Origin of the sequence: Rosistilla oblonga, assembly GCF_007751715.1 — a bacterium.
In the GTDB taxonomy this organism is placed as follows: Bacteria; Planctomycetota; Planctomycetia; order Pirellulales; family Pirellulaceae; genus Rosistilla; species Rosistilla oblonga.
In genome coordinates this window covers 4,022,131-4,040,655 of sequence record NZ_CP036292.1, presented here as the reverse complement: position 1 = coordinate 4,040,655, position 18,525 = coordinate 4,022,131, and the positions used below count along the sequence as shown (strand labels likewise).

Annotated in this window: 10 protein-coding genes; 1 reads left to right on the top strand and 9 read right to left on the bottom strand. The window is 59.1% G+C overall.

Going from position 1 to position 18,525, the window contains the following annotated elements:
- Positions 1–27 precede the first annotated feature (27 nt).
- The 9 genes from CA51_RS14245 to CA51_RS14205 form a co-directional block, all read right to left on the bottom strand.
- Positions 28–3,639, bottom strand: coding sequence for a PSD1 and planctomycete cytochrome C domain-containing protein (locus tag CA51_RS14245; RefSeq protein ID WP_145121666.1), 3,612 nt, complete (start codon positions 3,637–3,639; stop codon positions 28–30).
- Positions 3,636–4,214 carry a sigma-70 family RNA polymerase sigma factor gene (locus CA51_RS14240; protein ID WP_145121664.1) on the bottom strand — a complete coding sequence of 193 codons (579 nt, stop codon included), beginning with the start codon at positions 4,212–4,214 and terminating at the stop codon, positions 3,636–3,638. Before CA51_RS14240 ends, CA51_RS14245 begins: the two co-directional genes overlap by 4 nt.
- A 246-nt stretch (positions 4,215–4,460) precedes the next feature.
- Positions 4,461–6,650 (bottom strand): threonine--tRNA ligase, encoded by a 2,190-nt coding sequence (gene thrS / locus CA51_RS14235; RefSeq protein WP_145121662.1) that lies wholly within the window; start codon positions 6,648–6,650, stop codon positions 4,461–4,463.
- Positions 6,651–6,928: 278 nt separating this feature from the next.
- Positions 6,929–8,140, bottom strand: a complete 1,212-nt coding sequence (locus CA51_RS14230) for a type II secretion system F family protein (protein ID WP_145121660.1) — start codon at positions 8,138–8,140, stop codon at positions 6,929–6,931.
- An 8-nt stretch (positions 8,141–8,148) separates the two neighbouring features.
- The gene (locus CA51_RS14225; protein WP_145121658.1) at positions 8,149–9,846 is read right to left on the bottom strand and encodes a GspE/PulE family protein; all 1,698 of its coding nucleotides are present in this window, start codon (positions 9,844–9,846) and stop codon (positions 8,149–8,151) included.
- Positions 9,847–9,962: 116 nt separating this feature from the next.
- Positions 9,963–12,902 (bottom strand): secretin N-terminal domain-containing protein, encoded by a 2,940-nt coding sequence (locus CA51_RS14220; protein ID WP_197451186.1) that lies wholly within the window; start codon positions 12,900–12,902, stop codon positions 9,963–9,965.
- A 218-nt stretch (positions 12,903–13,120) separates the two neighbouring features.
- On the bottom strand, positions 13,121–14,026 hold the full coding sequence (locus tag CA51_RS14215) for a PALP domain-containing protein (RefSeq protein WP_145121654.1): 906 nt from the start codon (positions 14,024–14,026) through the stop codon (positions 13,121–13,123).
- Complete coding sequence (locus tag CA51_RS14210; RefSeq protein ID WP_145121652.1) at positions 14,026–15,480, bottom strand: MBOAT family O-acyltransferase; 1,455 nt, start codon at positions 15,478–15,480, stop codon at positions 14,026–14,028. The genes CA51_RS14215 and CA51_RS14210 overlap by 1 nt, the downstream gene beginning before the upstream one ends.
- Before the next feature lie 105 nt (positions 15,481–15,585).
- Positions 15,586–16,623: a GNAT family N-acetyltransferase gene (locus CA51_RS14205; protein ID WP_231745693.1), complete on the bottom strand. Its 1,038-nt coding sequence runs from the start codon at positions 16,621–16,623 to the stop codon at positions 15,586–15,588.
- A gap of 443 nt (positions 16,624–17,066) precedes the next feature.
- On the opposite strand from CA51_RS14205, the gene CA51_RS14200 reads away from it, so the two are divergent.
- Complete coding sequence (locus tag CA51_RS14200) at positions 17,067–18,380, top strand: tetratricopeptide repeat protein (RefSeq protein ID WP_145121648.1); 1,314 nt, start codon at positions 17,067–17,069, stop codon at positions 18,378–18,380.
- Positions 18,381–18,525: the final 145 nt, after the last annotated feature.

The following is an 18,525-nucleotide window of genomic DNA, read 5'->3' as shown; positions in this document are numbered from 1 at the left end:
AGGTAGTGTTGGTACGCAGCGGGAGCATCAATTGCGAGTCAGTGTCTCGCTGAGGTTCAACAGCAGGGCGGCGACTTGCATCCAGGCTGCATGTTCGGCGACATCGATTCCTTCGGCCCGCGGCGATTCGCCGATCGAAACCGCTGCTTGCGCATCGTCGATCGCGGCGGCAAATCGGTCGCGCTCAGCCGCCAGCAGCGCACTGACGGCTTCGGTTTCTCGATCGCTTGGAACTCGGCACAAAACATGTTCAAACGCGTGTCGGATCCGCGCGTCGTCGGCGGTGATCCTTTCATCACGCAACCAGACCGCAGCGAGCACGCGGGCGGCTTCGGCAAACTGTGGATCGTTTAAAGTCACCAATGCTTGAACCGGCGTGTTAGTCGCGCCCCGATCGACGGTGCACATCTCGCGACTGGGGGCATCAAACGCAGCCATCGCCGGATGCGGGCTGGTTCGTTTGACGATGGTATACATGCTGCGACGATACAGCTTTTCACCATGGTCTTGCACAAACACCTGCTTCGTCGCGGGAGTGCTACCAAAGTGGCTGACCTCTTTCCATAGTGCCGGCGGCTGGTACGGCTGAAGACTCGGACCGCCGATCCGTGGCACCAACAATCCGCTGACCGCCAACGCTTGATCGCGGATCAGTTCGGCTGGCAGGCGGAAACGCGGGCCGCGGGCGAGCAAGCGGTTCTTGGGATCGAGTTGGATTTGTTCGCTGCTGGCCGTCGATTGCTGGCGATACGTCGCACTGCTGACGATCTCGCGAATCAATTGCTTTTGGTCCCATTCGATTTGGACAAAATGACGGGCAAGATAATCGAGCAGTTCCGGATGGCTTGGAAATTCGCCCTGCGAACCGAAGTCGGCGGAGGTTGCCACGAGTCCGGTACCAAAAAACAAATTCCAGATTCGGTTGACGGCAACCCGCGACGTCAGCGGATGCTTGGGATCGACCAACCAGTTTGCAAGATCCAATCGCGTTGCGCGAACGGTTGGCGTTTGGGTATCGTCTGCCGTTTCGCTTACCTCGGCAGCATCGGGACGCTCGCTAAACAGCACCGGTAAAACCGCGGGCGTTTGCGGCGTGACACGCTCACCCGGTGCATCGTACTGGCCGCGCTCCAGAACAAATGTTTCGCGAGGTGTCGCGGCGGTGTTCATCACCATCACGGAATGTTCCTGCGTCAGAACTGCATACCGCTCTTCCAGATTGGCAATCCGTATGCGCAACGGTTGCAGCGACGCCGCATTGTTGCGGAACGCTGTCAACAGACGCTCTCGCGCGGCGGGATCCCAGTCGGCTTCGGGCGTTACCATCGCGGCGATCAGATCGGAATCCCAGCGGCTGTTGCGATCGCGTCCGACAAACGGTTCGATCTGCCATTGGAATGGGAGCGATTGCGATTGCCCAAACACAACGAGAACGCTCAGGTAGGGAGTCTCCCGTGGATCGACCGGCCGGTCGAACGTGAGGGTTAAATTCTGATCGGATTGGCCGTTAGCCGGTTGCCACCACTGCGCGTTGTTCTCCTGGAAGATCGCTGTCGGTGGATGTCCGCTGGCGGCGCTGGTCGCGGTGGCTTGTGAAACCGTCAACTGGCGATGGAAGTCGACTTGATCGGCCGGTTGGTTCGTTGCAGATACGAGTACGGTTGTCACCTTCGGCACCGCTTCCTCAAACGGTGTCAACGCCAACTTGGTCTCTTCTGCTTTCGGAGCGATCGGGATTTCCGCTGGCGTAAACGCAATCCGAATGCCCGACACCAACTCGCCTTGGTTCAGAGCGTCGGCGGATAGTCGCATCGAGTGGCTCAGCCCGTTCAATCCGCCGCGAGGATTGGAGAGCGTGACGCGGCCGGTTGGTTCAAACGCGATCGTGCCAGGGACATTGGGAGCCGATACGTCCAACAGTTCGACGTCGAGAACGCGAAAGCCTTTGCCGCGGTCGACTTGTTCGGATCGTCGGGCTTCGAGCCAAGAGTCAAAACCGTCGGTCGCTTCGGCCAATTGCTTGCGAAGCTGCACCAGTTCGGTTTCGAGTTCGTTGATCTCATCGGTCCGCAGCACCGTCTTGGCGGTGATGCTGGGAGCGGAGTTGCGACCGCTGTTGCCATCGAGTCCGCGGTCTTGCAGTTCATTGAAGAAGGCGAAGAACTGGTAGTATTCCTTTTGAGAGATCGGGTCGTATTTGTGATCGTGGCACTGCGCACATCCAACCGTCAGCCCCATGAACACCTCGCCGGTCGTCTTCACGCGATCGGCGGTGTAGTTCGTTAGATTCTCCTCCGGAATCGTTCCCCCTTCGTGCGTGATCATGTGATTCCGGTTGAATCCGGTCGCGATCCGCTGGGCGTCGGTGGCGTCGGGCAGCAAGTCGCCCGCCAGTTGTTCGACCAAGAACCTGTCATAAGGCATGTTGTCGTTGTACGCCTGGATCACCCAGTCTCGCCACAGCCACATATCGCGACCGCCATCGATCGAATATCCGTTGGTGTCGGCATACCGAGCTTGATCCAACCAGGGAAGCGCCATCCGTTCGCCGAAGTGCGGCGATTCCAACAACCGCGTGATCGTCTGTTGGTAAGCAGCTTCGCCGCGGGACGCGTAGTCCTCGACAAACGCTTGCGTCTCTTGGATCGTCGGCGGCAATCCGATCAGATCCAACGACAAGCGACGGATCAACGTCCGCGGATCGGCTTCGGGCGATGGAGTCAGATCGGCTTCGGCCAATCGCGCCGCGACAAACGAATCGATCGACCCGCGGGACCAGTTCCCCTCCGCCGCATCGTCGCTGAAATCGACTTGCGGAACCGGCGGCATCGTGGGAGGAATGAAGGCCCAATGCCCTTGGTATTCGGCTCCCTCTTCGATCCAACGCCGTAGCATCGTTTTCTGCTGGTCGGTTAACGCCAGATGCGATTCCGGCGGTGGCATCAGCAGTTCGGGATCGTCGCTGATGATCCGGTTCCAGGCTTCGCTCTTCTCGAGTTCACCCGGCGTAATCGCCTGGTAACCACCGAGATCGGTGGTCGCACCGTCGCGAGTGTCCAGCCGCAGATCGGCTCGCCGCCCGTGCGAATCGGGGCCGTGGCAATGGAAGCAAGTCTCCGAAAGGATCGGCCGGATGTCTCGGTTGAATTGCAGCTTGCGATTTGCAACCAGCTGGACCGTTGGGATCGATGCCTCCGACAGCCGCGGATGATTCATCGAACCCGTCGCGTTGATCACCTTCCAAGGATTAGGCATGCGCCGCCGCTGCGTCGCCGCTTCTGGCGTCTGATTAACCTCGGAATCGTCGACTGCGGCGATCGTAAGCCCCGGCGGATCGTTTGGACTTTGAACCAATTCCGGACCGATGGCGAACAACAAACTGGCGGCGACGGCAAACGAAGTCAGCCAAATCGCCGGGCTGCAAGTGGAATGGTGCGTCGTCGCAGGATGGTGTGCAATTCCCGGCGGGCGATCGAACTGCGACATTAGTTGCGCGTCGAGGTCGCACAGATCCAAGTAGTGATCGAGCGCTTCGGGGGACGTTCGCAGCATCGTCCGCAGTTCATCCGCTTCGTCGCCGCTGAGTTCTCCGTGGAGATGTCTTTGCAGCAGTTGATCGCAACGCTCCGATAAACTCATCTTGATTCAGCACCTTGTTGAGCCTCGCATCCGAAGATGCTGGCAACCTGCGGCGGTTCGTCCCCCGCAAACTTGACACATTCAATTAACGCACGCCGGGCCCGGTGTAGCGTTTGCCCGATCGCATTGGCGTTGCGGCCTGTCGTTTTTGCCAGTTGGTTCAGCGATTGTCCGTCGATATAAAACCGCTGGACGAGTTCCCGCTGGTGCCCCGGCAGGGTTTGCAAACAGTCCTGCAAGCGATCCCAGTCGGCCTCACGTCGCTGTTTTTCGATCCGCTCTCGATGGCGACGTTCGATCACCTCGTGCAGTCCGTCGTCGACCAGCAACACGGTTTTGGAGACCGCTTGTTTGCGAATCGCATTGCGATAGTGGTTCTTGGCAATCTGCCGGATCCAGGCAGCGAAGTCGGTTCCCGCGTGAAACGACGACTGTTTCTCGATCGCCGTCACGTTGGCAGCTTGCAGCAGGTCTTGCGCAACGTGAACCGATCCCGTTAGCCTGATCAAATAACCAAGCAACGGGCCCTGAGCCTGTTGCAACAGGTCTTCGAAAGCGGAACGCGAATCAGACAATACAAAGGGTCTCCAAACAATAGATGTTGGCAGACCCGATGATTTTATGCAAATTCCCGGAAGAAAGGAAAAACGGATCGGAGCGGTATTTCGCGCGAAGCTGTTTTTCTTGGCCGCTGCAGGAGATGCCCATCGCTACGCGACGGAAGAGGCGCTGCGACGGAGCGCGCAGGGCCAGCAAAGATTCCTGTGACCGCAAAGATCCTGCGACGGAATCGCAGGACCATGGTGGTGTTGCAAAACTATCTAGCCTTCGAAGCGTTCGGCTCCGTCGTCTTCGATTTGCGTGAAGTTGCTTTTGACGACTTGTCGCACCTTCCGCTCGCGGACCTCTTGTTGCAATCGCGCGATCGCTTCGGCAATGGGCATCGCACCCAGATCGCCGTCGATGCGATCGCGGAGGGCGACGTGTCCGGCTTCGGCTTCCTGCGGCCCAACGACGGCCATGTAAGGAACCAGTTCCAGTTGGGCGTCGCGGATCTTTGCTTGGACTTTGCTGTTCTTCAGATCGACAGTCGTCTTCAAACCGGCTTCTTCCATCTGCTTGGCAACCGCGATCGCGTATTCGGTCGACTTCTCGCTGAGTGGCAAGATGCGGACCTGTTCGGGAGCCAGCCACAATGGGAAGGCGCCGGCGAAATGTTCGATCAACATCCCAACAAAACGTTCCAGCGAACCGAACGGTGCCCGGTGGATCATAACAGGACGGTGAGCCGCGTTGTCGGCACCGACGTATTCCAGCTTGAATCGCTCGGGGAGGTTGTAGTCGAGTTGAACCGTTCCCAATTGCCACGAACGCCCGATGCAGTCGCGGACCATAAAGTCGGCTTTGGGACCGTAGAAGGCTGCTTCGCCCGGCTGTTCGCCATACGAAAGCCCCGAATCTTGAAGCACTCCACGGAGTGCCGATTCAGCGCGGTCCCAGTTCTCTTGCGAGCCGACGTATTTGTCGCTGTTTGGATCACGCAGCGACAACTGGACTTGGTAATCATCCAGGCCAACGCTCTCGAGGACAAACTTGGTCAGTTCGATCGTCGCGCGGAACTCTTCTTCGACCTGGTCGCCGGTGCAGAAGATGTGCGCATCGTCTTGGGTCAACCCGCGGACACGCAACATGCCGTTGAGTTCGCCGGTTTGTTCGTGACGGTAGACGGTTCCAAATTCGAACAATCGCAACGGCAGTTGGCGGTAGCTGCGCTGTTGAGCTTTGAAGATGTGGGCGTGGTGCGGGCAATTCATCGGCTTGACCAAATACCGCTCGTTTGCGGTCTGCCAACCGTGAATCCAACTCTTCTTATCGTCTGCCGATGCCGAGGGTTTGTAGCCGTCGAAGTTGACACCCAAGACCTCCGCTGCGGCGATCAGCTTGTCTTCATCGTCTTTGGAGATCGATCCCGATTCCAGACGCTGGGTCATCGCGTCCAACAAACTGCCCGCTTCGGAAGCATACAGCGGCGGGAACTGTGAATCGCGGTAATAGGGGAAGTGACCGCTGGTTTCATACAGTTCGACGCGCCCCAAGTGTGGGCTGTAGACCGGATCGTATCCGCGGCCTAACAATTCCTTTCGCAGGAAGTCCTCCAGCGTCACGCGGACGCGAGCTCCCTTGGGCAACCACAGGCAGAGTCCCGAACCAACTTCCGGGTTGAGAGCAAACAGGCCATGTTTTTTGCCAAGCACGCGATGGTCGCGGCGGCGAGCTTCTTCCAGTTGCTCCAGGTAAGCCGCCAATTCCTTCTTGTCGAAGAACGCGGTGCCGTACAGACGTTGCAGCTGCCGCCCGGAGGAATCGCCTTTCCAATAGGCTCCCGCGACGCTCAGCAGCTTGATCGCTTTGATCTTGCCGGCGTTGGGGATGTGGGGGCCGCGGCAGAGGTCGACAAATTCGCCTTGGCGGTAGAAGCTGACCGATTCCTCGGCGCTCAGGCCGGTCTCGATATGTTCGACTTTAAGGTCTTGGTTCAGGTCGCGGCACAGATCGACAGCTTCATCGCGGGTCAGCATGAAGCGTTCGAACGGTTCGCCCTGCTTGATGATCGCCTTCATCTCCTTCTCGATCGCCGCGAAATCGTCTTCGCTGATCTTGTGTTCGAGATCGAAGTCGTAATAGAAGCCGCCCGAGGTGGTCGGGCCGAAGGCGAGCGAAACACCTTTGTACAGACGCATCACGGCGCGGGCCATGATGTGAGCGCAAGAGTGGCGAAGGACATCCAGGGCGGTGCGATCGCGATTGGTCAGCAGCGTCAGCGGGATCTCCGCTTCGTCGGACAATTCGCTCAACGGGCGAAAGGCATCGACGACTTTGCCGTTGATTTCGGCGGCGACGACGGCGCGAGCCAGCCCGTCGCTGATCCCCTTGGCGACATCCAATGCCGTGGTGTTTTCAGGGTGTTCTTGTACAGTTCCATCGGGCAGTTTGACACAAATATTCGCCACAACGCTTTCCTCCGCGCAGTTTCCCTAAATCGAATGACGCCGAAACAAAGGGCGTCGATATCGATAAAGTGTCCAGAACCGGCCGGTCACGTCAAGCGACGTAGCTAAATCTTCGGAATCGACCGATCCCGACAAGGGGAATGATGGTCTTTCGCTAGGAAAGTTCGCGCCAAGCGTTTTTGCGATCCCCGGGAACCCCCGGACGCCTACGCGCCGAGACGGGAAATTCGCAACGGACCGCCTGCTTCCACAGCCGTCCGCCGCGAGAAAACCGCGATTTACAATGCACTGCTGCTTTTGATCACTGGCAATAACAACGCCATCACGACAAACAGGACCACGCCGGCCAGGACCAGCAACATCACCGGTTCGAGCAGCCGGACAAACAGGTCCAAGCGGCGGAACGTCCGTTTTTCCAAGCCGTCAGCGATTTGGATCAATACGTTGTCCAGCGTGTTGGATTCCTCGGCGACGCGGATCATCTCCGTCACCGTGGCGGGAAAGTGACCGCTGGAGGCCAGCGGCGAGGAGAGCGTTTCGCCCGATTGAACACTTTCGGCCGCGTCGGCCACGGCGATTCCGAGCACGCGATTACCCGCGGCGGCGCGGCTGATCTCCAGCGAACGCAGGATCGGCACGCCGTTGGTCAGCAACGTTCCCAAGACCCGGCAGAACCTCGCGACGGCGAGACTCAAGAGGATGCCACCGACGATCGGTAGTTTGATCTTTACGCGGTCGGCCCACATCTGGCCCGCTTCGGTCGCCAGTTGCATCTTCAAAAAGAAGCCCCCCGCGATCAGGCCGGCTAACAGAAACAGACCGTACGATTGCAACAATTCGCTGAACGCCAACAGCGTCGTCGTCGCCAACGGCAGCTGCCCTTTGGCTTCCAAGCGAGCGAACAGTTCGCCAAACTTGGGGACAAAGAAGACCAACAGGATCGTGACGACCACGGTGCCGACGACCGACAGGAAGATCGGATAAGCCAACGCGCTGGCGGTGCGTCCTTTGAGGTCTTCCTGCAGTTCGGTGAATTCCCCCACGCGGTCCAAGGCATCTTCCAAGAAGCCGCCTTCCATTCCGGCGCGGACCATGTTGATCCCCATCGAACTGAAGACGCGTGGGTAACGCGCCAAAGCTTCGCCCAACGGTTCGCCATCCTCGACGCGCGTCTTGATATCTTGGAGGACTTCTTTGAGCGTGTTGTTCGATGCTTGCTCGGATAACAACGTCAACGACCGGATCATTGGTACGCCGCTGCGCAACAACGACCCCAGTTGCGCGTAGAAGATGGCCATCGTTTGACCGTTGACGCGGCCGTTGCCTCCCAGCAACTGCATCGCCGACTGCTCCTTGACCTCTTTGACGTCGACGGGGAACAGATTCTTGCCGGCCAATTGGGCGGAGACTTCACGCTCCGAAGCCGCAGTCAACGTTCCGGTCACGCGTTGGCCATCCATCGACCGCGCGGTGTAAGCAAATTCAGCCATAGGTTCGGTTACTTAATTTGATCGCTTTTGGTCACTCGAAGCACTTCATCGACGCTCGTATTGCCAGCGATCGTCTTCTCCCACGCATCGTGCCGCAGGGAATGCATGCCGTCGGCAAGCGACGCCCGTTTGATCTCCCACGAACTGACCCGGTCGTGCGCCAACTGACGCACCTTTTCGGTCGTGACCATCAATTCGTAGATACCCATCCGGCCCATATAACCGACGTTGCGACATTCGCGACAGCCGACGGGGCGATAGAGCGCTTGGTCGTCCAATTTATCCCAAGGGAAATCGGCCGGCATGTCGTCTTTTTCGGGATCGAACGGTTCCTTGCAGTGCGGGCACAGCCGTCGCAACAACCGCTGGGCCATCACCGCTTCGACGGTGCTGGCGACCAGGAACGGTTCGACGCCCATATCGACCATCCGGGTGTAAGCCCCCGCGGCGTCGTTGGTGTGCAGCGTGCTGAAGACCAAGTGGCCGGTCAGCGATGCTTGGATCGCGTTTTCGGCCGTCTCGAAGTCGCGGATTTCGCCGACCAGCACGACGTCGGGATCGTGGCGGAGGATCGAACGCAGCGACGCGGCAAACGTCAGTCCGATCTTGGGATGGACCTGGATCTGGTTGATCCCGTCCAACTGATACTCGACGGGATCCTCGGTCGTGATGATCTTGTTGTCGGGGCTGTTGATCTCCAGCAGGCTGCTGTAGAGCGTCGTTGTTTTACCACTACCGGTCGGTCCGGTGACCAGGATGATACCGTGGGGCAAACGGATCAGTTTGCGGAACTGTTCGTAGGTGTGAGCACTCATTCCCAGACCTTGAAGATCGAAGACCATCGATCCCTTGTCGAGGATACGCATCACCAAGCCCTCGCCGTGGATCATCGGGATCACGCTCAAACGGACATCGATCTCGCGGCGTTGGACTCGCAGCTTGATACGACCGTCTTGAGGGAGCCGCTTTTCGGCGATGTTCAATCGCGCCATGATCTTCAAGCGGCTGATGATCGCGGCTTGGAAGCGATTGATCTCGGGCGGAACCGGTTGCGGATGCAAGATGCCGTCGATCCGGTAGCGAATTTTGATCCCTGAGGATTGCGATTCGATGTGCACGTCGCTCGCCCGCGATTCGATCGCTTCGACGAGGATCTCGTTGACAAGTCGAACAACCGACGCTTCTTGAGCTTGTTCGGAAAGTTCGCTTCCGTCGGTCTCGATATCCTCGAGCAGTTCGACTCCGTCGGAATCCTCTTTGGCGGCCAGCAGACCATCGACTGTTTCGCTGCCGACGCCAAGGTGCTTCTTGATCAGCCGCAGGATCTCGTTGTGTTCGGCAACGACCGGGATCACGCTCTTCCCCGTCGACGCGCTGACTTCGTCCAGCGGGTAGAGATCCAAGGGGTCCGACGTGGCAACGATCAGCGATCCGTCACGCTGTCCCAGAGGGAACAAGGTTTGGCGGTGGATCAGTTTTTGCGAGAAGCCTTCCAGCGCGTCGAGATCGACATCGACTTCGCGGAGGTCGACAAAGTCGAGCCCGACCTCTTCGGCCAAGGCTTGCAGTGCGGCCCGTTCGTCGACGTATCCCAGTTGGACGGCGGACGAGATCACGTTGGGCGCATCGCTCGCGCGGCTGTGACGCAGTTGATCCTCGTCCAGCAGTCCGCGTCGAACCAAGATCTCGCCAGCTTCCATAATCATGATCAATATCCTGTCGCCTTGTGGGCCGCAGGGCCCGCCTGAAATATCACTCCCATCGACGCCGACGCGTGTTGCATCGAACGTCCAATGGTTTGCAGAACGCAGTCGATCCGGAACTATCGGCCGCCTCGACCACCGCGTCCGCCACCGCCACCGCCGCCACGTCCACCTGTTTCACCGCCGCCGCGACCGCCACGTCCACCGCCGCCACCAAAGGCGCCGCGGCTGCGCAGTTGTTCAAAAATCGCAGCTCGCCGCGCCGCCGTGGCCGCTTCGTCGCTGGCGCTGCTGGACGATGAACTTCCGCTGGACGAACTGCTGGTCGTTGTCGAAGTTCCCGATGTCGTGCTGCCTGTTGTCGCTTGAGCTCCCAACACCTTGGTCAATGCTTCTTGGACGATCTTGGGATTTACGCCGCCACCAATCGACACGACTTCCACTCGCTCTTCGCTGTTGGGACCGCGGATGTCGAGGCTCGAGATCAGTTCGCTGACCTGTTGGTAATGTTGAGGCGTACCTTTCAAGATAACGATGTTGTTCTTGGCATCAACGGCGAGACTCATTTTCATCTCCGTCGGTTCCTGTCCGCCGCCACCACCACCTCCGCCGCGACCGCCACGTCCACCGCCAGCGGATCGCAAGGCGTTGACGATGTCTTGTGGCGAAGGCTGCCGTCCGCCACCGCCGCCACCGGCGGCTTGTTCCATCTGGTCGCTGAAGACGCTTTTGCAGACGTTTACGATATCGTTGACGTCTTGATATTGCACGGGAATTAAGTAGGTCTTGCCGGTGGTCTGCACCGCTTCGGGGCTCTGTTCGCGATCGATGACGCTCAACAGATCCTCGACCAATTGCAGGTCGGATCCATTGGCTTGCACGATTAAAGCGTTCAGTCGCGGATCGGCGACGATGCTGACCGTGCCGGAAGTGGTGAAGATCGGGCCCGAGTCATCGCCTCCGCCGCCGCCACCGCCAAGTCCCAGCAAGCCGCCCAACATTCCGCCGCCAAGTTCACCCAACATGCTGCCAGCCATGTCGGTCAAGCCGCCGCCACCGCCGCTGCCTCCGGTCCCGCTAAGGATGTTGTTCAGCAGCGCCGATGCCTCTTCGGCTTTGGAATACTTCAGCCAGAAAACTGTCGGCGTGTCGCTAGCCCCTGCCGATTGGTCGGCCAACGCCCGAAACAACTCTTCAAATTGGTCCAACGCCTGAACATCGTCCGACGCGATGATCATCCCGCCGGGCGTCAGCGAGATCACGATCTCGGCGCCGGCGGAATCGTCGGACTTTTCATTTTCGTTTGCATCGCTTTCGCCGGCCCGCGTGATTTGCGTGAAGATCGTTCGCCGCGTGTTGTGGCCGGTCAGCGGTCCGTCGCGATCGACGGAGTCATCGAAGTCTCGCGAATCGGAATCTTCAGAATCTTGGCCGGGTGTGTCGTGACGTTCGATCCGCCGCTCTGGAACCGCAGCCTTCTCCGATTTTGAGGGAGTCGAGAAGCGGATCTTGTTTTTGCGGCCGGTCGCTTGCCAGATCAGCTCCAACTGCTCGAGCGTGTTTTCAGCCGATCGGCCCGAGAATGGCAACAAGCGGACGCGATCGTCCAACAGTCCCGCCTCGGTGCTTCCTTCCATCTGTTGGATCAGCTCGCGAACCGTTTGGATCTGGTCGGGCGTTCCTTTGACCCACAGCTTGCTGGAGACCGGGTCGCCGTCGACGGTTGGCCCCTTGCCGGCGCCATCGCCACCGCCGGCGAAGAACTTGTTGATCGTCAGGACCGCCGACTGAGGATCGAGGCGGTTGAGTTGGATGACTTCGAAACCTGTCCCTTTGCCCTCGAGCATCTCGATCGTGTCTTTGACCAGTTTCTGTTCGTCGGGGCGAGCCCACAGGATGATCGATCCGGTGTTCGGTTCGACACTCATCCGCACCTCGGGCAAGCCAGCCAACAGTGTCGACAAGACGTTAAACGCCGTGTCGGTTGCAACGGTGCTCAGTGGGTAGCGTTGCAGGCTTGGCGGCGCCGGTGGCTCGACAGCTTCTTGACCGTCGATCGACATCGGTTTGTCGACAAGTTCGACGATCGCGCGGAACTGCGACAGCTTCGACGGTTCGCCCGCAGCGAACAGATTCGCGCCAAACAGATCGGTCGCGATCTGAATCCCGTCGGCCGAGTTCTCGTCGCCCAGTCCCATCAGTTGCCGCGCGACAGCGAGGACTTCGTCGGGCGTGCGATGGTTCAAAGCGATCGCGACGACGTCGCCGGCGATTCCGCCGGGGCCGTTGGCTTGTCGCAACGCTTCGCGGATCGCTTTTAATTTGTCGACGGTCTCGACGACGATCGCCTGACGCGACGATTCGAGCACGATCACCGAACCCCAGGGACCGATCAATTGGCTCAATTCCTCTTGAGCTGTCGTCGGCGATACGCCTCCCAACGGCAGGATGCAGCGGACGATGTCCGATCCGCTGCGTTGATCTAATTGGTCGGCGGTGACCGATTCGGCCAGTTCGCGGATCAGTTTCGCCGCCAGTTCGGATTCCAGATCGACGACGATCAACAGTCGCCCGCGGCGGACCAGGGCGTAGCCTTTGTCCAACAGCATCCGGTTGATTAGATCGATCGCTTCGTTGGGAGAATACGACCGCGTCGGATCGATAAAGCTGAGCGTTCCGGGGGGCGGTTGGTCGAGCTGCAGCTGCAGATCTGCCTCTTCGGAGAGCCACTGCAGCACATCGCCCCAAGGTTGGCCCGAGAAATTGAATCGCAATTGGACGTCAGCCGACTTTTCCGCCACGGGAGCCTCGGCCGCTTGAGCGACAGCGGCTCGCAACGCCTTGTCCTGCTGCGGTTCGTCCGCGGCAGCCGCTGGTTTTTCAGCAGCCAGCGGTTGAGCGGACGGTTGCTCGGCAGCAGCTTGCCCCGCTTCCGCTTGCTCGGCAGCGGGAGTCGCAGCAGGGGCAGCGTCGTCGGTTGGCTCTTGTCCCACCGCAGGAGTGGCTAGTAGCAGCAGAATCGAGGCGGCGCGGAGGTGCCGGGGGACAAATCGAGGCATATGCGAAGCTTTCATCGAATATCGGCAGGTCACCGGAGTGTGAATGGAGGTTGTTGCTATCGTAATCGCCTAGCGGAATTCAAACATAGGTTACGCCGTTTTCAGGCGAAATCTGGGCGGCAAGGCGCTCCGAACCTCAATTTAACCCCGATAAAGCGTGGGAGTTCCGTAGGAAATCGAAGGGGAAGTGGTCGCGGCCCCACGACCATCTTCTCCTATTAGAGCAGGCCGTCGCGGTGGAGGAGCTCGGCCAGGCGACGGGCGCCGCGGGGATTCAGGTGCATGTGGTCCGAAAAGGCTTCGTTTTCGCTGAATGCAGCCGAATAATCGGCGATCGGACGCCCTAATTCCTGCTGCAGCCAGTCGATCCACTCGGGCAGTTCCGGGATGATCTGCAGATACCGCGGGTGAAACGGGCCGACAAATAACACGACTTCGACCTCTTCCTGTTCCGCAAATTCCAACACTCGCCGAGCGGCGTCGACGTGCGGCTGCGAATAGAGGATCGGTTCTGCACCGTAGCTGAGCATCCTGTCGATCTGCGGCTCGGTCGCATCGTTGGGCATGATCCAGTTCTGGTCGTCGCCGCGAAGATAGAACAGGCTGCGGATCGCAAATTCGCCATTGAACCGATATAGATGCGAAAACTGCGACGCCCGAAACTCCTCCGGTCGATACGCCGCCATCGTGTCGCACAACATCGGCGATTGGAACATGTATGCGGTAAAACGTTCCAACGCTCCGGCTTCGTCCTCCCGGCTGACGCAGCTGATCTCGAACAGCAACCGCTTGGGAGCCGGATGCCGCTGCAAATAATCGTGCCAGAGCGCCGGCATGGCGACGACGGGCAAGGCGTTAAAGCTGAGATTCACCGTCGGTTGGCCCGTGATCTCCGCAATCGCTGGCGGATGCAACATGTGCAGCCCACGCGAATTTCCCAACGCGACGATCTCGCCGGGCAGATCGCCACGGTACAGCTGAGAGTAGCGAAACTGAGTCGACATCACGGCGCGATCGATCGCCCGGGCACCGATCCGATCTCCGGCGATCACGAGCGCCGTGAACGCGAGAATCGCCAGTCCGATCCGCCGAGCGGTTTTGGTTGGAAGGTCGACGTTCAACATTAGAACTGAAAGTAAATGAACTGCTTGCCGTCAAAGGTGCCCCACAGCGCGAGCGACCACAATAAGCATGCATAATACACGGCGCGGGCGGCGGGGATGCGGAGAAACAGTTGCGGCCAGCGGATGAACTGCGACGCGATTTCAAAACCGGCCAAGATGCTGACCAGACCACAGGCTTTCAACAGCGGGATCCGGTTTTGCAGCGTCGAGGGACTGAGCCCATCGAGCGAGGCGATCTGGGCAAGGATCTGCACCGCTTGATCGAAGCTGCCGCTGCGGAAGAAGACCCAGGTGATGCAGAGCGCGATAAACATCATCGCAGACTTGGCGGCATCAATACCAAGTCGCTGCAGCCAGGCTGCGGAAAAGGTTTCGCAATCGGCAAGCCGCGTCGACGGCGGCCCCAGGAACGAAATCCAGATTCGGTGAGCGATCAGCAGCGCCGCGTGGATCGCTCCCCAAATGACGAAGTTCCAACTGGCTCCATGCCACAATCCTCCCAACAGCATCGTGATCGCGAGGTTTCGGTACGTCTTCCAAACTCCGCGGCGACTGCCTCCCAGCGGGATGTAAACGTAATCGCGAAGCCACGTCGACAGCGAGATGTGCCAGCGATGCCAGAAATCGGCCGGCGATGTGGCGAGGTAGGGCGTGCGGAAGTTTTCGGGCAGCCGGATTCCCAACATCCTTGCAGTGCCGATCGCGATGTCGGAATAGCCCGAGAAATCGCCGTAGACCTGGAACGCGTAGAGGACCACGATCATGGCGGTATTGAGGCTCGAAAAGCCCTCGGGATCGCGGAACATCGGGTCGACGACGGTACCGATCGAATCGGCGATCACGATCTTTTTGAAGAAGCCCTGGAGGACGCGGCCGAAGCCACTCTCGAAGTCTTCCCACGCGAAGCGGCGGTCGGTTTCCAGTTGCGGAAAAAACTCGCCCGCTCTAACGATCGGCCCGGCAACTAATTGAGGGAAGAAGCCGACAAAGGTTGCAAAACGCAGGAAGTCCCGTTGCGGCGGGATTTGCTTGCGATAGACGTCGATCGAATAGCTGAGCGTTTGAAACGTGTAGAACGAGATTCCCGCAGGCAGGATCAGGTTTAAGGTCGGCCAGTCGAGCGACCAGTTCAGTGGGGCGACCAGCTGTTGCAGACTGTCGGCGAAGAAGTTGTAGTATTTGAATGTCGCAAGGATGCCGAGATTGCTGACGATGCTGAGGCTCAACAGCAGCCGCCGCCGCGATGGCGAATCGGTTTTCCCGAGCCCGAGGCCAACGGTAAAGTCGACGATCGACGAGAGGATCAGCAAGCCGAGAAACCGGGCGTCCCACCATCCGTAAAACAGGTAGCTGCCGGCCAGGCAGAACGCGATCCGCCCCCGGCCACGAAGCGTCCAATAGATCGCTAGGAAGCAAGGCAAGAAGATCAGGAAGGCGAAACTGTTAAATAACACGCGAAATGGAGGGCAAAGTAACCGAAGCGTCGCCTCGGGCGGTGGGATTTTGTGCGGGAAATACGAGTGAAAACCGGCGGCAGTGGCAGCCTTCGAAACCGGGGCTTAAGTCGATCGGGCGATCGATTTGAGCGATTGGTAACCGCGTTCTGCCAGAGCCAGCATACGTGGCGAATAGACCTTTCGGCAGCGTCCCAGTTGGATAAATTCCCCATGAAAGCGAGATTTGAACTCGCGCGGCCCATACGATCGGTTCGGATCACCCGCCCCACCAAAGTCGTAGTGGCGGAATCCGCGATCGTGAGCCCATTGGATTTCGTCCCACACCAGACAGGCAAACGGATGCAAGCTGCGGGGACGTGTGGTTCCGCCATACCAAGCGAAATAGCGGTCGCCCCAAGCGAGGCTGATCGTTCCGGCGACGTCTCGCCCGCGGTAGCTGGCCACGCGGACCTGCAGCACGTCGCCCAACTCTTTTTGCACGGCAAGAAACAGGTCGAGATCGGGGCAGGGGACCATCGCCCGCCGCAGGCTGTGGCGGATCTGGGCGAACGCCCGTCGCTGCAGATCGGGGCTATTGCCGACTTCGATCTGTAAGCCGCGGTTGAGCGTGCGGCGAATGCTGCCTCGCATCTGCTTGCCGATGTTATTCCACAACTGTTGCTTGTCGAGCGAGAGATCGATCACGTAGTTCGAAAACGCTCGCGGTTCGTATTCGGCGGACGCCAAGGTTGGGCAAGCGGCGACCGGAGCATGCAACGACCGGATCTCGGTGAACAGCGTCGAATTACCGACGGTGGCATCGTGTTTCGATAACAACCACCGGACAGCTTCGCTGGCGACAGGCGAATCGCTGCACAGCGGTTCGGCAAACATCACCACGCGAGAGGTTAACGCGCGAGTGAATCTTGTGATTGCGTCGATCCGGACCGGGGCGATCAAGGCTTGAATCTGGCCGTCGAAATCTTCAGCGGCGATCGCCAAGGAATGGAACCTGCGCGAGCGATTAAACGCGCGGCACATCCCGGTGCTGTGAAAGACCGAACCAAACCGATGCGCTGCAACAAACGCATCCCAGGCTCGCGGGGATTCGCAAGGCCTGATCAGTCGCAGCGGTGGGAAAGGTGTCTTGATCGGATGCAAAGGGGGCGTCTCACAGGTGAGCGACGCGCCTAGTTCGCGGGCGACTGGACTCCGCAAGCGAAGTCGAGATCGTGGAACCGTTGCGTCGTGTGCTGGGGGATTGGGACCGCGTTGGGCTGACGGGAAGCGAGCGCCGCGGCGCGATGCTGCCGGCTGGCTGGTACGTCATACCCCACATTAGGTGGCCTAGGTAAAATGGTGGTTCCCCGTGCTATCGCTGTCTAGCAAAATCTGGACAAGTTTCCGCAAAACTAGGGATTCGGATGAAGCGATCGCGAGGGTCGTTCCGATTCATCTGATAGCAAGGGCATGACGAAACTACTGCCCGGGTGGGTGCAAACAACCGAAATTTTTCGGGGGGCGAATACGCCAACGTGAGCGTAAAATCGCCGATCCCATTGAACGTACCCACAATAAAACCAACGAAATCAGGGGGCTGTGCCATGAACAGTACGAAGAAAATTCGTCGTTTGGCGCTGGTTACGATCATTGTCAGCGCGACCGGATGCCAATCGACAACGGGTCTGTCGAGCTTAAACCTCAACCCGTTCAACCGCGAAGCAAGTTCCGAATCGGCTGGTAAGATTGCCGCTGTCGAAACCCCCTCTGCAACAACAGAGAGCTCCGGTGCTGAGGAAGCTGGATTTACAGCCAAGCTCGCTTCGGCTGGAATGCGAGCACGCGATATCGTCAGTGGTGCGTTCAGCTTCGGCAAAACGCCCGCTCCATCGGAAACCGGTACGCCTCAGGACGCTTTGAGCTTGGCCAACACGCCGACTCAACTGGGACCCGAGGTTTACGTCGCCAACGGCCAACTGTGGGAATCGAGCGGATCGTTTGATCGCGCCATGGACAACTATTCCAAGGCTCTCGAAAGCGATCCGAAAAACGGACCAGCGCTCGGTGCGATCGCTCGGCTGAACGATCGCCAGAACAAGCTCGACGAAGCGGTGGAGTATTTTGGGCGAGCGATCGAAGTCGATCCAAGCGAACCGAGTCTCTATAACGATCTCGGACTCGTCCTGGCGCGTCAGGAGAAGTACGACGAAGCGGTAGCGCAGATTCAGAAGGCGATTGCGATCGCTCCTGCCAATAAACGCTTTGCCAATAACTTGGCGACCGTTCACATGGATGCTGGCAACAGCGAGTTGGCGATGGCGACGCTTGAAAAGGCGCACGAACCGGCTGTCGCCCACTACAACATGGCTTATCTGAACTTCAAGCGACAACAGGTTGGCGAAGCTCGCAGCGAGCTGGAGACCGCGCTGAAGATCGATCCAAGTCTGGAACCGGCTCGGAACCTGTTGGATAAGCTTGGTGGCACTCAAATCGCTCAAGCGACCAAAGACACTTACAACGCGGCGTCCGCAGTGGCCGATGGAGTCATGAACGTCTCGGCGGGTGTTCAAGAGAGCTACCAAGCGATCACACAACAAGCGGCTCCCGTTACGCAAACGCTCACCAGTGGAATCACTGCCGGTGCGGTACCTTACGGACCGTCGGCACCATACGGGCCAACGAGCGATAACTCGGTTCCGTCGATTGCGACGGCACCACCTCAAGCGACCACACCACCGGCACCGACGACGGTTGTCGCTCCAGCGGCCGCAACGCCTGCTGCGGCACCCGCACCGGCAACACCAGCTCCAGCGGCTGCACCACCGGCGACGACACCGGCGGCTCCTGCAGCAGCCGCACCGGCCGCGGATCCTGCTGCCAGCGGCGGGTTTTCGATGCCGCCATCGGTTGGCGGTTGATCGATTCAACGCCTGCAGAACTGCGATTCTGAATCGCGGCTAATACTGTCAGACTGATTGCAAACCAGAGAAACCGAGGATCTTTCACGAGATCCTCGGTTTCTTTTTTGCGCCGCCGCGTCAAATCTTGTTTAATGTTGTCGGT